We start from the raw sequence: 19,833 nt of genomic DNA, 5'->3' as shown, positions 1-19,833 counted from the left end.
TCAAATTGTTAATGCGATCACTTGACGATTTTTTCCCTCTTGAATATCAATGTGTTTTTATTTTTATACACAAGCTGTGGATGACTTAAGCGTCGCGCGGCAGACCCTTCTCAATGACCCTGACCAAACGTTGTTTCTGCGGTAGCTGCACCTCAACTACGCAGGTATTTCGCTTCTCAATTTGCTGAGCAACCGCCCACTCTATGTGTTCGTCGAGAAGTGGGTGCTCACCTCTGCGACTTTCCAGTGCGCGAAGAATGGCTTCATTCCAGGGAGCATTACCCAACGCAACGGCGATATTTCGCAGCCAGCGCAGGTGGCCAATACGACGAATGGCAGACCCCTCCGTGACTTTTAAAAACCACGCTTCGCTCCAGCTAAACAGCTCTATTAACTCCGGAGCATGAAGCTGCTTGCGCGGGTTGAAGTCATCCTCTGTCGTCAACTGTGAATAGCGGTTCCACGGGCAAATAAGCTGGCAATCATCGCAGCCGTAAATTCGATTCCCCATCAAGGGACGAAATTCTTCCGGGATCGCGCCTTCCAGTTCGATAGTGAGATAAGAGATACAGCGGCGCGCATCCACCGTGTAGGGTTCAACGATGGCCCCGGTGGGACAGATGGTCATGCAGGCGACGCATTTCCCGCATCCTTCTTCTGCTGGTTGGTCTACCGGTAAGGGTAAATCGATCAGTAATTCCCCGAGGAAGAAAAATGAACCGGCTTCGCGATTGAGAATAAGTGAGTGCTTACCTGTCCAGCCAAGCCCGGCTTTTTCCGCTAACGGACGCTCAAGAATGGGCGCAGAATCGACAAAAGGTCTAAAATTCAGCGAAACGCAGTGCTGTTGAATCATCTCCCCCAGCTTTTTTAAGCGGTTACGTAGCAGCTTATGGTAGTCGCGGCCAAGCGCGTAACGGCTGACGTAACCCAGCGAAGGGTTCTTCAACGTGCTGGCGAAGGCCGCATTGGCAGGAAGATAGTTCATACGTACGCTGATGACACGTAGCGTACCGGGCAATAATTCGTGAGGGCGGGCGCGCATCATGCCGTGACGGGCCATCCAGTCCATCTCGCCGTGGTATTGTTTATCCAGCCAGGCCTGCAGTTTGGGCTCCGCTTCGCTGAGGTCGGTATCGGCAATACCGACCTGCTGAAAGCCAAGCTCCAGCCCCCACTGCTTAATATTTTGCGCTAACTGATTGAGATCGAGGGGCTCTGACATGACGGACCATACAATGAAGAAAAACCCCGCAAGTATACCACACTCCATCTGGCACGCCGATGACATCAGGCGGATGGAGCGAGAGGCGGCAGACAGTTTAGGGCTGGCGTTGTACGAACTGATGCAACGGGCGGGAGAGGCGGCGTTTCAGATCACTCGTGAGGCTTATCCGAACGCCCGGCACTGGCTGGTGCTATGTGGTCATGGCAACAACGGCGGCGATGGTTACGTAGTGGCAAGACTTGCCAAAGCGCTGGGTCTTGAAGTCACGTTGCTGGCACAGGAGGGTGACAAACCGCTCCCCGAGGAGGCGCAGCAGGCGCGTGATGCCTGGCTTAACGCGGGTGGCGTCATTCACGCGGTTGATATCAATTGGCCAGATAACGTGGACGTGATTATCGACGCGCTGACAGGCACTGGCTTAAAACACGCACCGCGTGAGCCTCTGTCAGTATTGATTGAACGTGCCAATTCTCACCCAGCCCCTACTGTGGCGATAGATATTCCCTCCGGCCTGCTGGCGCAGACGGGAGCGACGCCGGGCGCGGTCATCAACGCAGCGCATACCATTACCTTTATTGCACTCAAGCCGGGCCTGCTCACCGGCAAAGCGCGCGATGTCACCGGGCGTCTGCATGTTAACGCTCTCGGACTGGACGACTGGCTGGCGGGGCAGAACGCGCCATTGCAACGTTTTGATGCTCAACAACTTGCACACTGGCTAACGCCGCGTCGACCCACCTCGCACAAGGGCTCCCACGGTCGGCTGGTGATTATCGGCGGTGACCACGGAACGGCAGGCGCAATACGCATGGCCGGAGAAGCCGCGCTGCGTGCAGGTGCCGGGCTGGTCAAAGTGTTGACGCGCAGTGAAAATATCGCGCCTATTTTGACAGCCAGACCGGAACTGATGGTCGATGCGCTGACGCCGCAGACGCTGGAAGAGAGCCTGGCATGGGCGGATGTGGTGGTGATAGGCCCCGGGCTTGGTCAGCAGGAGTGGGGCAAAAAAGCGCTGCAAAAAGTGGAGAATTTTCGCAAACCGATGCTCTGGGATGCGGATGCGCTGAACCTGCTGGCAATCAACCCCGATAAACGTCACAATCGCGTGATCACGCCGCATCCAGGTGAAGCCGCGCGACTGCTGGGCTGTTCCATTGCAGAAATTGAAGACGATCGCTTACTTTGTGCACAACGTCTGGTAAAACGGTACGGAGGCGTGGTAGTGCTGAAAGGCGCGGGTACGGTTGTTGCTGCTGAACAGGCGGAGTTGGGTATTATTGATACCGGCAATGCCGGGATGGCCAGCGGCGGAATGGGGGATGTACTTTCCGGTATTATTGGCGCATTGCTCGGACAGAAGCTTACCCCGTATGATGCAGCATGTGCGGGATGTGTTGCGCACGGAGCGGCGGCGGATGTGCTGGCGGCGCGTTATGGTACGCGCGGCATGCTGGCGACAGATCTCTTTACCACGCTACAGCGTATTGTTAACCCTGATGTGATTGACGTTTATCATGATGAATCGAGTAATTCCACTACCTGATGAGCAGGCGACTTTAGACCTGGGACTGCGGGTAGCCAAAGCCTGTGACGGCGCGACGGTTATATATTTGTACGGCGACCTGGGGGCGGGTAAAACCACCTTCAGCCGGGGATTTCTGCAGGCATTAGGTCATAAAGGTAATGTAAAAAGCCCCACCTACACGCTGGTTGAACCCTATTCACTCGATAACATGATGGTATATCACTTCGATTTATACCGACTTGCGGACCCAGAGGAGCTGGAATTTATGGGGATCCGCGATTATTTTGCCAAAGATGCCATCTGCCTGGTGGAATGGCCGCAACAAGGTAAAGGTGTACTGCCAGACCCGGACGTCGAAATACACATTGAATACCAGGCGCAAGGTCGAGAGGCGCGTGTAAGCGCAGTCTCCTCATCAGGTGATTTATTGCTGGCGCGTTTAGCCGATTAACCTTAAGGGTGGCGGGATGATTTATCGCATCAGAAACTGGTTGATGGCAACCCTGGTCCTGCTGTGCGCGCAGGCAGGGGCCGCCAGCCTCTCCGATCTTCAGGTATCTAATGGCGATCAGCAGGCGCGGATTACGCTGAGCTTTATTGGCGATCCTGAATATGCCGTTTCGCAGGACGGGAAACGAACCGTCGCGCTGGATATTAAACAAACCGGAGTGATTCAGGGATTACCGCTGCTGTTTAGCGGCAATAATCTGGTGAAATCTATCCGTTCCGGCACGCCAAAAGATGCGCAGTCTCTGCGACTGGTGGTGGATTTAACCGAGAACGGTAAAGCCGAAGCAGTAAAACGCCAGAACGGCGGCAATTATACCGTCGTGTTTACCATCAACGCTGATGCGCCACCGCCTCCACCTCCCGTGGTTGCAAAGCGTGTTGAAGCGCCGATTGTTGCCCCACGTCCTGTCGAGCCAGCGCGCAATCCGTTTAAAGCAGAAAACGATCGCACTACGGCTGTGACTAACAGCAATACCTCTACGCGCCCTGCGGCGCGCGCCAGTTCCAGCAACGGCGATAAAGTGGTGATTGCCATTGATGCCGGACACGGTGGACAGGATCCTGGTGCTATTGGTCCTGGCGGCACGCGTGAGAAAAACGTCACGATTGCCGTGGCGCGCAAGCTGCGCAGTTTGCTCAATGATGACCCGATGTTTAAAGGCGTCCTCACTCGTGATGGTGATTACTTTATCTCGGTGATGGGGCGTTCAGACGTCGCGCGTAAACAAAACGCCAATTTCCTGGTTTCTATTCACGCGGATGCCGCACCAAACCGTGATGCCACAGGTGCTTCCGTTTGGGTGCTGTCAAACCGTCGGGCGAACAGTGAGATGGCCGGCTGGCTGGAACAGCACGAGAAGCAATCGGAGCTGTTGGGCGGCGCGGGCGATGTGCTGGCAAACAGCCAGTCCGATCCTTATCTCAGCCAGGCTGTACTGGATCTGCAGTTCGGTCATTCGCAGCGCGTCGGGTATGATGTGGCGACCAGCATGATCGGCCAGTTAGAACGTATTGGTTCGATGCATAAGCGTCGTCCAGAACACGCTAGCCTCGGCGTACTGCGTTCGCCTGATATCCCGTCAGTGCTGGTTGAAACCGGCTTTATCAGTAACAACAGCGAAGAACGTCTGCTGGCGAGCGATGATTACCAGCAGCAGCTGGCTGAGGCGATTTACAAAGGATTGCGTAACTATTTCCAGGCGCACCCGATGCAAACCGGGCCGCAGGGCGCACCGGCGCAAACCGCCAGCGCCATATCGCCGGGTAACACGTTAACAAATTAAGGATTAGCCATGCCGATTCAGGTTCTACCGCCACAGCTGGCGAACCAGATTGCCGCAGGCGAGGTGGTAGAGCGGCCTGCGTCAGTGGTGAAAGAGCTGGTGGAAAACAGCATTGATGCCGGTGCGACGCGCATTGATATCGATATTGAGCGCGGCGGCGCGAAGCTTATCCGTATTCGTGACAACGGCTGTGGGATTAAAAAAGACGAGCTGGCGTTGGCGTTGGCGCGTCATGCCACCAGTAAAATAGCCTCGCTTGACGATCTTGAAGCCATCGTGAGCCTCGGATTTCGCGGCGAAGCGCTGGCCAGTATCAGCTCCGTGTCTCGCTTAACCCTGACGTCGCGTACGCAAGAACAACCCGAAGCCTGGCAGGCGTATGCCGAAGGGCGTGACATGGATGTCACAGTTAAACCCGCTGCGCATCCGGTGGGAACCACGCTGGAGGTGCTAGATCTGTTCTACAACACCCCGGCGCGGCGCAAATTTATGCGCACCGAGAAAACCGAATTTAATCATATCGACGAGATTATTCGCCGCATTGCGCTGGCACGTTTTGATGTGACGATAAATTTATCGCACAACGGCAAAGTGGTGCGACAGTACCGGGCAGTGGCCGCGGATGGGCAGAAAGAGCGCCGGCTGGGCGCGATTTGCGGCACGCCATTTCTGGAGCATGCGCTGGCGATCGAATGGCAGCATGGCGATTTAACATTGCGTGGCTGGGTGGCCGATCCTAACCACACAACGGCAGCTCTGGCAGAAATCCAGTACTGCTATGTGAATGGTCGGATGATGCGTGACCGGCTGATCAACCATGCTATCCGCCAGGCTTGTGAAGATAAGCTGGGAGCCGATCAACAGCCCGCATTTGTGCTGTATCTGGAAATCGATCCGCATCAAGTGGATGTCAACGTACACCCAGCTAAACATGAGGTCCGTTTCCATCAATCCCGCCTGGTGCACGATTTTATTTACCAGGGCGTGTTGAGCGTCCTGCAACAGCAGCTTGAAACGCCGCTGCCGTTGGCTGATAACGACGAACCCGCCCCAAGGCACATCCCGGAAAACCGCGTAGCTGCTGGACGCAACCATTTTGCCGAGCCTGCTCCCGCGCGTGAACCTGCGACACCGCGGTACTCAGCATCCGCTGGTGCTGGAAGTGGCAGTAGCGGTGGCAGTAGTAGTGGCGGTGGCCGTCAGGCGGGAGCCAGTTGGCCTCATGCTCAACCCGGATACCAAAAGCAGCAGGGCGAAATCTATCAGCAACTGATGCAGACGCCGGCTCCAACGCGGAAAACGCCGGTCTCTGAAACGTCATCGACGCCTCTGACTGGCAGTAGTCAGGGCTTTGGCCGGGTGCTAACGATTGTTGGTGCAGACTGCGCGTTACTCGAGTGCGATGGCCATATTCAGTTGTTGGCATTGCCGGTGGCTGAGCGTTGGCTGCGTCAGGCGCAGTTAACGCCGGGTCAGGGAACGGTTTGTGCTCAACCGTTACTGATCCCTTTACGTCTAAAAGTGACCGCCGATGAAAAAGCGGCACTGCAAAAAGGACAGAGCCAACTGGCTGAGTTGGGCATTGAATTTCAGCTGGATGCGCAGCATGTGACCATCCGGGCTGTGCCTTTACCCTTACGCCAACAAAATTTACAAATCTTGATTCCTGAACTGATAGGCTACCTGGCGCAGCAATCCGTATTCGAGCCGGGCAATATTGCACAGTGGATCGCACGTAACCTGATGAGCGAGCATCCACAGTGGAGCATGGCACAGGCGATTACGCTGTTAGCGGATGTTGAGCGGCTCTGCCCACAACTCGTGAAGGCACCGCCGGGTGGTCTGTTACAACCTGTTGATTTACATTCGGTAATGAATGCCCTGAAACATGAGTGATACCCGTAAGGCGAGCCTGCCAAAGGCGATTTTTTTGATGGGGCCAACGGCCTCCGGTAAAACGGCATTAGCAATTGAATTGCGTAAAGTTTTGCCTATAGAGTTGATAAGCGTTGATTCCGCCCTTATTTACAAGGGGATGGATATCGGTACAGCCAAGCCTGATGCAGCTGAATTACAGGCCGCGCCGCACCGATTGTTGGATATCCGCGATCCGTCGCAAGCGTACTCCGCTGCGGATTTTCGTCGCGATGCGTTAGTCGAGATGGCCGACATCACCGCCGCGGGGCGTATCCCGTTGCTGGTGGGCGGCACAATGTTATATTTCAAAGCCTTGCTTGAAGGACTGTCGCCGTTACCGTCGGCGGACCCGGAAGTCAGGGCCAGAATTGAGCAGCAGGCGGCAGAGCAGGGTTGGGACGCGTTACACCGACAGCTTCAGGACATCGATCCCGTGGCTGCGGCGCGTATTCATCCAAATGATCCGCAAAGACTTTCCCGGGCACTGGAAGTTTTTTTCATTTCGGGTAAAACTTTAACGGAGCTGACGCAAACGTCAGGAGATGCTTTGCCGTATCAGGTGCATCAGTTTGCAATCGCCCCGGCGAGCCGTGAACTGCTCCATCAGCGAATTGAGCAGCGTTTTCATCAGATGTTAGCTTCAGGTTTTGAAGCAGAAGTCCGGGCGCTTTTTGCCCGTGGAGATTTGCATACGGATTTGCCTTCCATTCGTTGTGTAGGGTATCGCCAGATGTGGTCATACATTGAAGGTGAAATTTCATACGATGAAATGGTTTATAGAGGTGTTTGCGCCACGAGGCAGTTGGCGAAGCGACAGGTAACCTGGTTGCGTGGTTGGGAAGGGGTGCACTGGCTTGACAGTGAAAAGCCTGACCAGGCGCGAAACGAAGTATTACAGGTTGTTGGTGCTATCGCGAACTGAATGTGTACAATTGAAACGTATCGTGCGCAATTTTTCAGAATCGAAAGGTTCAAAGTACAAATAAGCATATAAGGAAAAGAGAGAATGGCTAAGGGGCAATCTTTACAAGATCCGTTCCTGAACGCACTGCGTCGGGAACGTGTTCCAGTTTCTATTTATTTGGTGAATGGTATTAAGCTGCAAGGTCAAATCGAGTCTTTTGATCAGTTCGTGATCCTGTTGAAAAACACGGTCAGCCAGATGGTTTATAAGCACGCGATTTCTACTGTTGTCCCGTCTCGTCCGGTTTCTCATCACAGCAATAATGCCACCGGCGGCACAGGCAGCAACTACCATCACGGTAGCAACGCGCAAGGTTCATCTGCGCAACAGGACAGCGAAGAAACCGAATAAGGTTATTAGCTGTTTTACATACGGGGAGCCAGCGATCCTGCGTTCCCCGTTGATTTATATTAAGGGGTTGACGCTTGTTTGACCGTTATGATGCCGGTGAGCAGGCGGTACTGGTACACATCTATTTTTCGCAAGACAAAGATATGGAAGACCTCCAGGAGTTTGAATCTCTGGTTTCTTCCGCCGGTGTCGAAGCAATGCAGGTGATTACCGGGAGCCGTAAAGCACCGCACCCGAAGTATTTTGTTGGTGAAGGTAAGGCAATCGAAATTGCCGAAGCCGTAAAAGCGACTGGCGCTGCGGTGGTGATTTTTGATCATGCTCTAAGCCCTGCCCAGGAACGTAACCTGGAACAGTTGTGCCAGTGTCTTGTTATCGACAGGACTGGTCTCATTTTAGATATTTTTGCCCAGCGTGCGCGAACCCATGAGGGTAAGTTGCAGGTTGAGCTGGCGCAGTTGCGCCATATGGCTACGCGTCTGGTCCGTGGCTGGACTCACCTTGAACGGCAAAAGGGCGGGATTGGTTTGCGCGGCCCGGGTGAAACCCAGCTCGAAACCGACCGTCGTTTGCTGCGTAATCGCATTTTGCAGATACAGTCGCGCCTGGAAAAAGTTGAAAAGCAACGTGAGCAGGGGCGACAGTCGCGCAAGAAAGCGGATGTCCCAACCGTATCACTGGTGGGATATACCAACGCCGGAAAATCCACCCTGTTCAACCAGATCACCGAAGCCCAGGTCTACGCAGCGGATCAGCTGTTTGCGACCCTGGACCCGACGCTACGCAGAATAGACGTTGCGGACGTGGGTGAGACAGTGCTGGCGGATACCGTTGGGTTTATCCGTCATTTGCCGCACGACCTGGTGGCGGCGTTTAAGGCCACCTTGCAGGAAACACGTCAGGCGACATTGCTGCTGCACGTTATTGATGCAGCAGACTTTCGTGTGCAGGAAAACATTGAGGCCGTCGATACGGTGCTCGAAGAGATCGATGCGCATGAGATCCCGACCCTGCTGGTGATGAATAAAATCGATATGTTGGATGACTTTGAGCCGCGTATCGACAGAGATGAAGAGAATAAACCCATTCGCGTTTGGGTATCAGCGCAAACGGGGATTGGTATACCACAACTTTTTCAGGCTTTGACTGAGCGACTTTCCGGTGAGGTGGCGCAGCATACGTTGCGTTTGCCGCCGCAGGAAGGGCGTTTGAGAAGCCGGTTTTATCAACTTCAGGCAATAGAAAAAGAGTGGATGGAGGAGGACGGCAGCGTAGGTCTGCAGGTTCGTATGCCGATCGTAGACTGGCGTCGCCTCTGTAAACAAGAACCGGCACTGGAAGACTATGTTGTCTGATCTGACGGATATGGCCTGAAGATTTTTTCGCCTCTATACCTTGTGGATTTTGTGCGGCAGGAAGGCGGCAAGTCCTGAAATCTCCAGGAGCATAGTCAACTATGTGACTGGCGTTGAGGGACGCAGCCAACGCAACGGCAGCGCAAAAGACGCAGGTATAGCATCGCATAACAAATATGGAGCACAAAAATGGCGTGGAATCAGCCCGGTAATAACGGACAAGACCGCGACCCCTGGGGAAGCAGCAAACCTGGCGGCAACCCTGAGGGAAATGGAAACAAAGGTGGTCGCGAGCAGGGACCTCCCGATCTGGACGATATCTTCCGCAAACTGAGTAAAAAGCTCGGTGGTCTGGGTGGCGGTAAAGGTACTGGCTCTGGCGGCGGTAGTTCATCGCAAGGCCCGCGTCCGCAACTGGGCGGTCGAGTCTTTACTATCGCAGCGGCCGCTATCGTCATTATCTGGGCGGCCAGCGGTTTCTATACCATTAAAGAAGCGGAACGCGGCGTGGTGACACGCTTCGGTAAATTCAGCCATTTGGTTGAACCGGGTCTGAACTGGAAACCGACCTTTGTCGACGAAGTGACACCGGTCAACGTTGAAGCCGTGCGTGAACTTGCCGCATCCGGCGTCATGCTGACTTCTGACGAAAACGTCGTGCGCGTCGAAATGAACGTACAGTACCGCGTGACCGATCCGCAGCGTTACCTGTTTAGCGTAACCAGCGCGGATGACAGTCTGCGTCAGGCTACTGACAGCGCCCTGCGTGGGGTTATCGGTAAATACACCATGGACCGTATCCTGACCGAAGGGCGTACCGTTATTCGTAGCGACACCCAACGTGAACTGGAAGAAACGATCCGTCCGTACAACATGGGTATCACCCTGCTGGACGTCAACTTCCAGGCTGCACGTCCGCCGGAAGAAGTAAAAGCCGCGTTTGACGATGCTATCGCAGCACGTGAAAACGAACAGCAGTACATCCGTGAAGCGGAAGCGTACACCAACGAAGTTCAGCCGCGTGCAAACGGTCAGGCGCAGCGTATTCTGGAAGAAGCACGTGCGTATAAGACTCAGACCATCCTGGAAGCACAGGGTGAAGTGGCTCGCTTCGCAAAAATTCTGCCGGAATATAAAGCCGCACCGCAAATTACCCGCGAGCGTCTGTATATCGAAACCATGGAAAAAGTGCTGAGCAATACCCGCAAAGTCCTGGTTAACGATAAAGGTAGCAATCTTATGGTTCTGCCGCTGGATCAAATGCTGAAAGGTGGTAGTGCGCCAGCAACAAAGACTGACAGCAGTTCAAACCTGCTGCGTCTTCCGCCAGCAACGACTTCCAGCACTGGAGCAAGCAACACTTCGTCCACCAGTCAGGGCGATATTATGGACCAACGCCGCGCGAATGCGCAGCGTAACGACTACCAGCGTCAGGGGGAATAACGATGCGTAAGTCAGTTATTGCGATTATCATCATCGTTCTGGTAGTTCTGTTCATGTCTGTCTTTGTGGTCAAAGAAGGCGAGCGCGGTATTACTCTGCGCTTTGGTAAAGTTCTGCGTGACGATGAAAACAAGCCGCTGGTTGTTGCACCAGGCCTGCACTTCAAGATTCCGTTTATTGAATCTGTGAAGATGCTGGATGCGCGTATTCAGACCATGGACAACCAGGCCGATCGCTTTGTTACCAAAGAGAAGAAAGACCTGATCGTTGACTCCTACATCAAGTGGCGCATCAGTGACTTTAGCCGTTACTACCTGGCAACGGGCGGTGGCGATGTTTCTCAGGCGGAAGTCCTGCTGAAACGTAAGTTCTCTGACCGTCTGCGTTCTGAAATTGGTCGTCTGGACGTGAAGGACATCGTTACCGATTCCCGCGGTCGTCTGACCCTGGAAGTGCGTGACGCGCTGAACTCCGGTTCTGCTGGCACGGAAGATGAAGTGGCGACTCCGGCAGCAGATAGCGCGATTGCCGAAGCGGCTGAACGTGTTCAGGCTGAAACGAACGGTAAAGTACCGGTCATCAATCCGAACAGTATGGCGGCATTGGGCATCGAAGTGGTTGACGTGCGTATTAAGCAAATCAACCTGCCTGCTGAAGTGTCCGAGGCTATCTACAACCGTATGCGCGCTGAGCGTGAAGCGGTAGCGCGTCGCCATCGTTCACAAGGCCAGGAAGAGGCGGAAAAACTGCGTGCAACGGCTGACTATGAAGTCACTAAAACGCTGGCAGAATCTGAGCGTCAGGGCCGTATTATGCGCGGTGAAGGCGATGCAGAAGCCGCTAAGCTGTTTGCCGATGCGTTCAGTCAGGATCCGGACTTCTACGCCTTCATCCGTAGCCTGCGTGCTTACGAGAAGAGCTTTGAAGGGAATCAGGACGTGATGGTCATGAGCCCGGACAGCGATTTCTTCCGCTACATGAAGACACCAAATACCGCGACACGCTAATCGCGTTCCAGCGGTTTTAAAGCAGCAAAACCACCGGCATCTCCAGGGATGCGGTGGTTTTCTTTTTATATAAGGGCGATGGATGAATTCAACAATTTTGCTGGCGCTCGCGCTGGTTTTGGTGCTGGAAGGGCTGGGTCCGATGCTTTATCCCAGCGCATGGAAGAAAATGATCTCCGCAATGGCGCAACTTCCCGAAAATATTTTGCGTCGTTTTGGTGGAGGTCTTGTGGTTGCGGGCGTTGTGGTCTACTACATGTTGAGGAAAACGATTGGCTGATCAATAAGTAGACTAATTTGCGGATTTTCGCATGCAAAAAGTGCTGTATATCTGAAAAAGCGGTGGTAGAATCCATTTTTAAGCAAACGGTGATTTTGAAAAATGGGTAACAACGTCGTCGTACTGGGCACCCAATGGGGTGACGAAGGTAAAGGGAAGATCGTCGATCTTCTGACTGAACGGGCTAAATATGTTGTGCGCTACCAGGGTGGTCACAACGCAGGCCATACTCTCGTAATCAACGGTGAAAAAACCGTCCTCCATCTTATTCCATCAGGCATTCTTCGCGAAAACGTAATCAGCATCATCGGTAACGGTGTTGTTCTGTCTCCGTCCGCGCTGATGAAAGAAATGAAAGGACTGGAAGATCGTGGTATCCCGGTTCGCGAGCGCCTGCTGCTGTCTGAAGCTTGTCCGCTGATCCTTGATTATCACGTTGCGTTGGATAACGCTCGTGAGAAAGCGCGTGGCGAGAAAGCGATCGGTACTACCGGTCGTGGTATCGGTCCAGCTTATGAAGACAAAGTAGCTCGTCGCGGTCTGCGTGTTGGCGATCTGTTTGATAAAGCAACTTTCGCTGAAAAACTGAAAGAAGTGATGGAATATCACAACTTCCAGCTGGTGAATTTCTATAAAGTTGAAGCAGTTGACTACCAGAAAGTGCTGGATGATGTGATGGCTATCGCCGACATCCTGACCTCAATGGTTGTTGATGTTTCCGATCTGCTGGACCAGGCGCGTAAGCGTGGCGATTTCGTCATGTTTGAAGGTGCGCAGGGTACGCTGCTGGATATCGACCACGGTACCTATCCGTACGTAACGTCCTCCAACACCACCGCAGGTGGCGTGGCAACCGGCTCCGGCCTGGGTCCACGTTATGTGGACTACGTTCTGGGTATCATCAAAGCTTACTCTACTCGTGTAGGTGCGGGTCCGTTCCCGACAGAGTTGTTTGATGACGTTGGCGAGTTCCTGTGCAAACAAGGTAACGAGTATGGCGCGACCACCGGTCGTCGTCGTCGTACCGGTTGGCTGGATTCCGTTGCTGTACGCCGTGCAGTACAGATTAACTCCCTGTCTGGCTTCTGCCTGACCAAACTGGACGTACTGGACGGTTTGAAAGAGGTGAAAATCTGTGTTGCTTACCGTATGCCGGATGGCCGCGAAGTAACGACTACTCCGCTGGCAGCTGACGACTGGAAAGGTATCGAGCCGATTTACGAAACCATGCCGGGTTGGTCTGAATCCACCTTCGGCGTGAAGGAACGTAGCGGTCTGCCGCAGGCAGCGCTGAACTACATCAAGCGTATTGAAGAACTGACCGGTGTGCCGATTGATATTATCTCAACTGGCCCAGACCGTACTGAAACCATGATCCTGCGCGACCCGTTCGACGCATAATTCTGGTTATAGCGTAGCGTCAAACGGCGCTGCGCTTGCACTAATTTAGGCCGGATAAGGTGCTTTGCATCAGAATCCGGCTTAAAATCACGTAAGTTCCTCGCTTTTTTCCTTCCCGAACTGAAATAAATTAGCGACCTGGCTGGTGGCTGGTTTATCATCAATGTAATTAATACTACCAGGTTTATCCGTTTTATCCCTTTTCCTGAGGTTGATGTGCAGTTAACAAGTTTCACCGATTACGGATTACGTGCGCTAATCTACATGGCGTCACTTCCCGAAGGACGTATGACCAGTATTTCTGAGGTGACAGAAGTCTACGGCGTGTCCCGTAATCATATGGTCAAAATAATCAATCAACTTAGCCGGGCGGGCTTTGTTACTGCTATTCGAGGAAAAAATGGCGGTATCCGCCTGGGTAAACCCGCTAAGGATATTGGTATTGGTGATGTGGTTCGCGAGCTGGAACCCTTATCGTTGGTCAACTGTAGCAGCGAGTTTTGCCATATTACCCCAGCCTGTAGACTCAAACAGGCGCTTTCTAAAGCAGTGCAAAGTTTTCTCACGGAACTGGACAACTACACACTTGCTGATTTGGTTGAAAAGAATCAACCGCTTTATAAATTATTGCTGGTGGAGTAACGACTCCCGCCAGCAGCGATGATGACGGAGGAACCGACATGTCACAAGATCCTTTCCAGGAACGCGAAGCAGAAAAATACGCGAATCCTATCCCGAGCCGGGAATTTATCCTCGAACATTTAACTAAACGTGAAAAGCCGGCCAACCGCGATGAGCTGGCCGCTGAACTCAATATTGAAGGTGAAGAGCAGCAAGAAGCGCTGCGTCGTCGCCTGCGCGCGATGGAGCGTGACGGACAACTGGTCTTCACCCGTCGTCAATGCTATGCGCTGCCGGAGCGTCTCGACCTGCTGAAAGGTACCGTTATTGGCCACCGTGATGGCTACGGCTTTCTGCGCGTTGAAGGCCGCAAAGATGACCTGTATCTGTCCAGCGAGCAGATGAAAACCTGCATTCATGGCGATCAGGTACTGGCGCAGCCGTTGGGCGCGGACCGTAAAGGTCGCCGCGAAGCGCGTATTGTGCGCGTACTGGTGCCGAAAACCAGCCAGATTGTCGGCCGCTACTTCACCGATGCTGGTGTTGGGTTTGTCGTCCCAGACGACAGCCGCCTGAGCTTCGATATCCTGATCCCGCCGGAAGAGGTAATGGGCGCTCGTATGGGTTTTGTGGTCGTGGTTGAGCTGACCCAGCGCCCGACTCGCCGCACCAAAGCGGTGGGTAAAATTGTTGAAGTGCTGGGTGACAACATGGGAACCAGCATGGCCGTTGATATGGCCCTGCGTACTCATGAAATCCCATATATCTGGCCTCAGGCGGTTGAGAAACAGGTCGCCGGACTGAAAGAAGAAGTGCCGGAAGAGGCGAAAGTAGGACGTGTCGATCTGCGCGATCTGCCGCTGGTGACTATCGATGGCGAAGATGCGCGCGACTTCGACGATGCGGTTTATTGCGAGAAGAAACGCGGCGGTGGTTGGCGTTTATGGGTGGCGATTGCTGACGTAAGCTATTACGTTCGCCCGCCGACTCCGCTGGACCAGGAAGCTCGTAGCCGTGGCACATCCGTTTACTTCCCGTCGCAGGTTGTTCCGATGCTGCCGGAAGTGCTGTCTAACGGATTGTGTTCACTCAACCCGCAGGTGGACAGGTTGTGTATGGTCTGTGAAATGACCATTTCGTCGAAAGGCCGTTTAACCGGCTTTAAATTCTACGAAGCGGTCATGAGTTCCCACGCACGTCTGACCTACACTAAGGTCTGGCACATGCTGCAGGGCGACCAGGAGCTGCGTGAGCAGTACGCACCGCTGGTTAAACACATTGAAGAGCTGCATAACCTCTACAAAGTGCTGGATAAAGCCCGTGAAGAGCGTGGCGGTATCTCGTTTGAGAGTGAAGAAGCGAAGTTTATCTTCAATGCTGAACGCCGTATCGAGCGTATCGAGCAGACGCAGCGTAACGACGCGCACAAGCTGATTGAAGAGTGCATGATCATGGCGAACATCTCCGCGGCACGATTCGTTGAGAAAGCCAAAGAGCCAGCGCTGTTCCGTATTCACGATAAGCCGACGACCGAAGCGATTAACTCGTTCCGTTCCGTCCTGGCAGAGCTGGGGCTGGAGCTGCCTGGTGGCAACAAACCTGAGCCGCGTGATTACGCTGAACTGCTGGAGTCGATTGCTGACCGTCCTGACGCAGAAATGCTGCAAACCATGCTGCTGCGTTCGATGAAGCAGGCGATTTACGATCCGGAAAACCGTGGTCACTTTGGCCTGGCGTTGCAATCTTATGCGCACTTTACTTCACCGATCCGTCGTTACCCGGATCTCTCCTTGCACCGGGCGATTAAGTATCTGCTGGCGCAGGAGCAGGGCCATAAGGGCAACACCACGGAAACCGGTGGCTACCATTATTCGATGGAAGAGATGCTGCAACTGGGTCAGCACTGTTCGATGGCCGAGCGCCGTGCTGATGAAGCCACGCGCGATGTCTCTGACTGGCTGAAGTGCGACTTCATGCTGGACCAGGTGGGTAATGTCTTCAAAGGCGTGATTGCCAGCGTGACCGGATTTGGTTTCTTTGTCCGTCTCGATGAACTGTTTATCGATGGTCTGGTGCATGTCTCCTCTCTGGATAACGACTACTATCGTTTCGACCAGGTTGGGCAGCGCCTGACGGGGGAATCCAGCGGCCAGATGTATCGCCTGGGCGATCGCGTGGAAGTTCGCGTGGAAGCAGTCAACATGGACGAGCGTAAGATCGACTTCAGCTTGATCTCCAGCGAACGTGCGCCGCGTAATGAAGGTAAAACCGCCCGCGAAAAAGCCAAAAAAGGCGATGCGGGTAAAAATACCGGTAAACGTCGTCAGATGGGCAAAAAGGTGAATTTCGAGCCGGACAGCGCTTTCCGCGGCGAGAAGAAAGGCAGAGCCAAACCTCAGGCGGAAAAGAATGCGGCTGAGAAGAAAGGCGATAAAAAAGCGAAAAAGCCCTCGGCAAAAACGCTTAAAATTGCTGCCGCCACTAAAGCTAAACGTGCGGCGAAAAAGAAAGTCGCACAATAACAGCCATAGACTGTAAGTCGGGCAACCTTCGCGTTGCCTGGCGTTACGCATAAACTATTAACGAGTACATTCATGAGTGAAATGATTTACGGCATCCATGCGGTGCAGGCCCTGCTGGAACGTGCGCCTGAGCGCTTCCAGGACGTCTTTATTCTCAAAGGTCGTGAAGATAAACGCCTGCTGCCACTGATCCACGCACTGGAAGCACAGGGTGTTGTCATTCAACTGGCTAACCGTCAGTTTCTGGATGAGAAAAGCGAGGGTGCGGTACATCAGGGGATTATTGCTCGCGTGAAGCCGGGCCGTCAGTATCAGGAAAACGATCTGCCGGATCTGATTGCTACGCTCGATCAGCCGTTCTTATTGATCCTCGATGGCGTCACCGATCCGCATAACCTGGGCGCATGCCTGCGTAGCGCCGATGCCGCTGGCGTACATGCTGTAATCGTACCGAAGGATCGTTCCGCACAGTTGAATGCGACGGCGAAAAAAGTGGCCTGTGGTGCGGCAGAAAGCGTACCGCTGATCCGCGTGACCAACCTGGCGCGCACCATGCGTATGCTGCAGGAAGAGAATATCTGGATCGTCGGAACCGCAGGTGAAGCCGACCATACTCTCTATCAGAGCAAAATGACCGGTCGTCTGGCGCTGGTGATGGGCGCAGAGGGTGAAGGTATGCGCCGTCTGACCCGCGAACACTGTGACGAACTGATCAGCATCCCGATGGCAGGGAGCGTTTCGTCATTGAACGTTTCAGTTGCGACGGGTATCTGCCTGTTTGAAGCCGTCCGCCAGCGCGGCTAATTTATTCTCTATGTCTCTTAAGCCATCCCTCGGGATGGCTTTTTTGTGACCTGAATCCCAGGCACTCTCTTGTCTGGCTGACCATACTTAAAGCGACGGCCATTGAAGGAGGGAGACACAATGCACTGGCAAACGCATACCGTTTTTAACCAACCTGTACCGCTCAATAACAGTAACTTATATTTGTCCGATGGCGCGCTGTGCGAAGCGGTTATCCGCGAAGGCGCTGGTTGGGACAGCGATCTTCTCGCCAGTATTGGTCAGCAGCTAGGGACTGCCGAGTCGCTCGAACTGGGTCGTCTGGCCAATGCTTTTCCACCTGAACTGTTGCGCTACGACCCGCAGGGGCAGCGGCTGGATGATGTGCGTTTTCATCCAGCCTGGCATTTGCTGATGCAGGGATTGTGCGCCAACCGCGTACATAATCTGGCCTGGGAAGAAGATGCGAGGCAGGGAACATTTGTTGCACGGGCCTCGCGTTTCATGCTGCATGCGCAGGTTGAAGCTGGCACGTTGTGTCCGGTGACCATGACTTTTGCCGCCACGCCGCTGTTACTTCAAATGTTACCCGCCCCCTTTCACGACTGGCTTACGCCGCTGCTAAGCGACCGTTATGACTCGCATTTACTGCCCGGAGGGCAAAAGCGTGGGCTGCTTATCGGCATGGGCATGACCGAGAAGCAGGGTGGTTCAGATGTGCTGAGCAATACCACTCAGGCAGAACGTCTTGCTGACGGCTCGTATCGGCTGGTGGGACATAAGTGGTTTTTCTCCGTGCCGCAAAGCGATGCCCATTTAGTGCTGGCCCAGGCTAAGGGAGGATTATCCTGCTTTTTTGTGCCGCGATTTTTACCTGACGGGCAGCGTAATGCTATCCGTCTTGAGCGATTGAAAGATAAGTTAGGCAACCGCTCCAACGCCAGCTGCGAGGTTGAATTCCATGAAGCGATTGGCTGGCTATTGGGTGAAGAAGGGGAAGGTATACGCCATATCCTGAAAATGGGGGGGATGACGCGTTTTGACTGTGCGCTCGGCAGTCACGGTATGATGCGACGTGCTTTTTCCGTCGCGATTTACCATGCGCACCAGCGGCAAGTTTTTGGCAAGCCATTGATTGAACAGCCGATGATGCGTCAAGTGTTAGGTCGGATGGCGCTCCAACTGGAAGGTCAAACGGCGTTACTGTTTCGACTGGCGCGGGCCTGGGACCGTCGTGCTGATGCTAAAGAAGCGCTGTGGGCCAGGTTGTTCACGCCAGCGGCGAAATTCTCCGTTTGCAAAAGCGGTATGCCATTTGTGGCAGAAGCGATGGAAGTGCTGGGTGGGATTGGCTATTGCGAGGAGAGCGAGCTGCCGCGTTTGTATCGTGAAATGCCGGTAAACAGTATCTGGGAAGGCTCTGGCAACATTATGTGCCTTGATGTATTGCGGGTACTAACCAAACAACCCGGCATATACGAGATGCTCAGTGAAGCCTTTGCGGAAGTCAAAGGGCAAGACCGACATTACGATCGAATGGTGCGTCAGCTCCAGCAGCGTTTACGTAAACCCAGCGAGGCATTGGGGCGGGAGATTACGCAGCAGCTTTTCCTGCTTGGTTGCGGAGCGCAGATGTTGCGCTATGCCTCTCCACCAGTGGCGCAGGCCTGGTGCCAAATTATGCTTGATACGCGGGGGGGACTACGATTGTCTGAGCAGGTGCTGAACGATTTGCTTCTGCGGGCAACGGGGGGATTACGATAATAATATGCCTGATGGCGACGCTTTCGCGTCTTATCATGTCTACAGTTCACTGTAGCTCAGATAAGTTTACGCCATCCGGCAATGTGTTAAGCATAGAGTATGGCCTGTACGCGCCAGTTGTCGGGCTGCTGATCTTCGTACATTTGAATGATCCGATACCATGAGGCACCTTGTTCATCCGCTTTTAACGCGACAACACGTTCTACATCCTGCGGATTTCCTGCAATGTTACTGACAGATATCTGGCCAATTTCGTTCAGGCCAGTAACACAGTCAGCACTGGCGAATTCGGCAGACTGCGCCGTAGTACCTACCAGTCCGGCAGAAAGCAGCAGTGAGGATAAGGCAAGTGATTGTTTCATCGTCAGCTCCATTATTCGTACCCCTACACACGGCAGGGCATTCCATCGCGATAATAAACCTCAAGCTTCCTGCTGTTGGTTTATTGTGCACAGGTAAACGCATAGGGGCGCAAAGCAATGTAAAGCTGACTAAATTTCAACCCAATGTTATTTACGATACAAAATAGCCTGTGAATACCATTGGCCTGTCACGATAGTTTCATCCACTAATAAAACCACGTAGTAATCAGCTTTAGCCGCGGCGGCTTTGGCACGGATCTCTGCCAGCGCATCATCCGGAGAGCCTCTTACCAGCGCGCTAACCGTCCCTAATCGCTGTAACCCATTACTCTGGTCACGGCGGATCTCCTGCGGGTGGTCGGCAACGGGCGGTGCGGGTTGTGGCGTTCCCTGTAGCACGCTACAGGCGCTTAAAAACATAACCAACAACAAAGAGGCAAACCGACGCATAACTCTATCTCGTTTCCTGATAGCCATAGTGTAGTGCCTTATTAATTTCCCTTTAGGGGAATGTTCC

18 protein-coding genes are annotated in these 19,833 nt (G+C 53.7%); 15 read left to right on the top strand and 3 right to left on the bottom strand.

Annotated features, from left to right (window positions below; translation table 11 throughout):
* Positions 1-85 precede the first annotated feature (85 nt).
* Complete coding sequence (queG, locus tag IB222_RS20555; RefSeq protein ID WP_126319459.1) at positions 86-1,225, bottom strand: tRNA epoxyqueuosine(34) reductase QueG; 1,140 nt, start codon at positions 1,223-1,225, stop codon at positions 86-88.
* Here queG and nnr point away from each other — a divergent pair.
* The 15 genes from nnr to IB222_RS20480 all read left to right on the top strand — a co-directional run bounded on the left by nnr (position 1,224) and on the right by IB222_RS20480 (position 18,954).
* Entirely contained in the window at positions 1,224-2,771 is a 1,548-nt protein-coding gene (gene nnr / locus IB222_RS20550; protein WP_149384856.1) for a bifunctional ADP-dependent NAD(P)H-hydrate dehydratase/NAD(P)H-hydrate epimerase, read from the top strand. The genes queG and nnr overlap by 2 nt on opposite strands.
* Positions 2,743-3,204: a tRNA (adenosine(37)-N6)-threonylcarbamoyltransferase complex ATPase subunit type 1 TsaE gene (tsaE, locus tag IB222_RS20545; protein WP_148362542.1), complete on the top strand. Its 462-nt coding sequence runs from the start codon at positions 2,743-2,745 to the stop codon at positions 3,202-3,204. Before nnr ends, tsaE begins: the two co-directional genes overlap by 29 nt.
* A gap of 16 nt (positions 3,205-3,220) precedes the next feature.
* Complete coding sequence (gene amiB / locus IB222_RS20540; RefSeq protein ID WP_048227207.1) at positions 3,221-4,546, top strand: N-acetylmuramoyl-L-alanine amidase AmiB; 1,326 nt, start codon at positions 3,221-3,223, stop codon at positions 4,544-4,546.
* A 9-nt stretch (positions 4,547-4,555) separates the two neighbouring features.
* The gene (gene mutL / locus IB222_RS20535; protein WP_126319455.1) at positions 4,556-6,442 is read left to right on the top strand and encodes a DNA mismatch repair endonuclease MutL; all 1,887 of its coding nucleotides are present in this window, start codon (positions 4,556-4,558) and stop codon (positions 6,440-6,442) included.
* Positions 6,435-7,385 (top strand): tRNA (adenosine(37)-N6)-dimethylallyltransferase MiaA, encoded by a 951-nt coding sequence (gene miaA, locus IB222_RS20530; RefSeq protein WP_003830497.1) that lies wholly within the window; start codon positions 6,435-6,437, stop codon positions 7,383-7,385. The genes mutL and miaA overlap by 8 nt, the downstream gene beginning before the upstream one ends.
* 84 nt (positions 7,386-7,469) lie before the next feature.
* The gene (gene hfq, locus IB222_RS20525) at positions 7,470-7,778 is read left to right on the top strand and encodes an RNA chaperone Hfq (RefSeq protein ID WP_003025584.1); all 309 of its coding nucleotides are present in this window, start codon (positions 7,470-7,472) and stop codon (positions 7,776-7,778) included.
* A gap of 74 nt (positions 7,779-7,852) precedes the next feature.
* Positions 7,853-9,133, top strand: coding sequence for a ribosome rescue GTPase HflX (gene hflX, locus IB222_RS20520; protein WP_003830495.1), 1,281 nt, complete (start codon positions 7,853-7,855; stop codon positions 9,131-9,133).
* Between the two features lie 189 nt (positions 9,134-9,322).
* Positions 9,323-10,576 carry an FtsH protease activity modulator HflK gene (gene hflK, locus IB222_RS20515; RefSeq protein ID WP_063941660.1) on the top strand — a complete coding sequence of 418 codons (1,254 nt, stop codon included), beginning with the start codon at positions 9,323-9,325 and terminating at the stop codon, positions 10,574-10,576.
* A 2-nt stretch (positions 10,577-10,578) separates the two neighbouring features.
* The gene (hflC, locus tag IB222_RS20510) at positions 10,579-11,583 is read left to right on the top strand and encodes a protease modulator HflC (protein ID WP_003830491.1); all 1,005 of its coding nucleotides are present in this window, start codon (positions 10,579-10,581) and stop codon (positions 11,581-11,583) included.
* Positions 11,584-11,665: 82 nt separating this feature from the next.
* On the top strand, positions 11,666-11,863 hold the full coding sequence (locus tag IB222_RS20505; RefSeq protein WP_003025602.1) for a DUF2065 family protein: 198 nt from the start codon (positions 11,666-11,668) through the stop codon (positions 11,861-11,863).
* 102 nt (positions 11,864-11,965) lie between these two features.
* Positions 11,966-13,264, top strand: a complete 1,299-nt coding sequence (purA, locus tag IB222_RS20500) for an adenylosuccinate synthase (RefSeq protein ID WP_003025606.1) — start codon at positions 11,966-11,968, stop codon at positions 13,262-13,264.
* A gap of 216 nt (positions 13,265-13,480) precedes the next feature.
* The gene (gene nsrR, locus IB222_RS20495) at positions 13,481-13,906 is read left to right on the top strand and encodes a nitric oxide-sensing transcriptional repressor NsrR (protein WP_003830485.1); all 426 of its coding nucleotides are present in this window, start codon (positions 13,481-13,483) and stop codon (positions 13,904-13,906) included.
* A gap of 38 nt (positions 13,907-13,944) precedes the next feature.
* A complete protein-coding gene (rnr, locus tag IB222_RS20490; RefSeq protein ID WP_126319451.1) occupies positions 13,945-16,407 on the top strand; it encodes a ribonuclease R in 2,463 nt (820 codons plus the stop codon).
* 72 nt (positions 16,408-16,479) lie between these two features.
* A complete protein-coding gene (gene rlmB / locus IB222_RS20485; protein WP_126319449.1) occupies positions 16,480-17,211 on the top strand; it encodes a 23S rRNA (guanosine(2251)-2'-O)-methyltransferase RlmB in 732 nt (243 codons plus the stop codon).
* Positions 17,212-17,331: 120 nt separating this feature from the next.
* The gene (locus IB222_RS20480; protein ID WP_149384857.1) at positions 17,332-18,954 is read left to right on the top strand and encodes an isovaleryl-CoA dehydrogenase; all 1,623 of its coding nucleotides are present in this window, start codon (positions 17,332-17,334) and stop codon (positions 18,952-18,954) included.
* Positions 18,955-19,040: 86 nt separating this feature from the next.
* Here the strand turns inward: IB222_RS20480 and yjfN are convergent, their stop codons facing one another.
* Positions 19,041-19,316 (bottom strand): DUF1471 family protease activator YjfN, encoded by a 276-nt coding sequence (gene yjfN, locus IB222_RS20475; RefSeq protein WP_003830465.1) that lies wholly within the window; start codon positions 19,314-19,316, stop codon positions 19,041-19,043.
* A 147-nt stretch (positions 19,317-19,463) separates the two neighbouring features.
* Complete coding sequence (gene bsmA, locus IB222_RS20470; RefSeq protein ID WP_057066585.1) at positions 19,464-19,793, bottom strand: biofilm peroxide resistance protein BsmA; 330 nt, start codon at positions 19,791-19,793, stop codon at positions 19,464-19,466.
* Between the last annotated feature and the right edge of the window lie 40 nt (positions 19,794-19,833).

The organism is Citrobacter sp. C13 (assembly GCF_014596815.2).
Taxonomy (GTDB): Bacteria; Pseudomonadota; Gammaproteobacteria; order Enterobacterales; family Enterobacteriaceae; genus Citrobacter; species Citrobacter portucalensis.
This window is presented reverse-complemented; position numbering and strand designations above follow the sequence as displayed.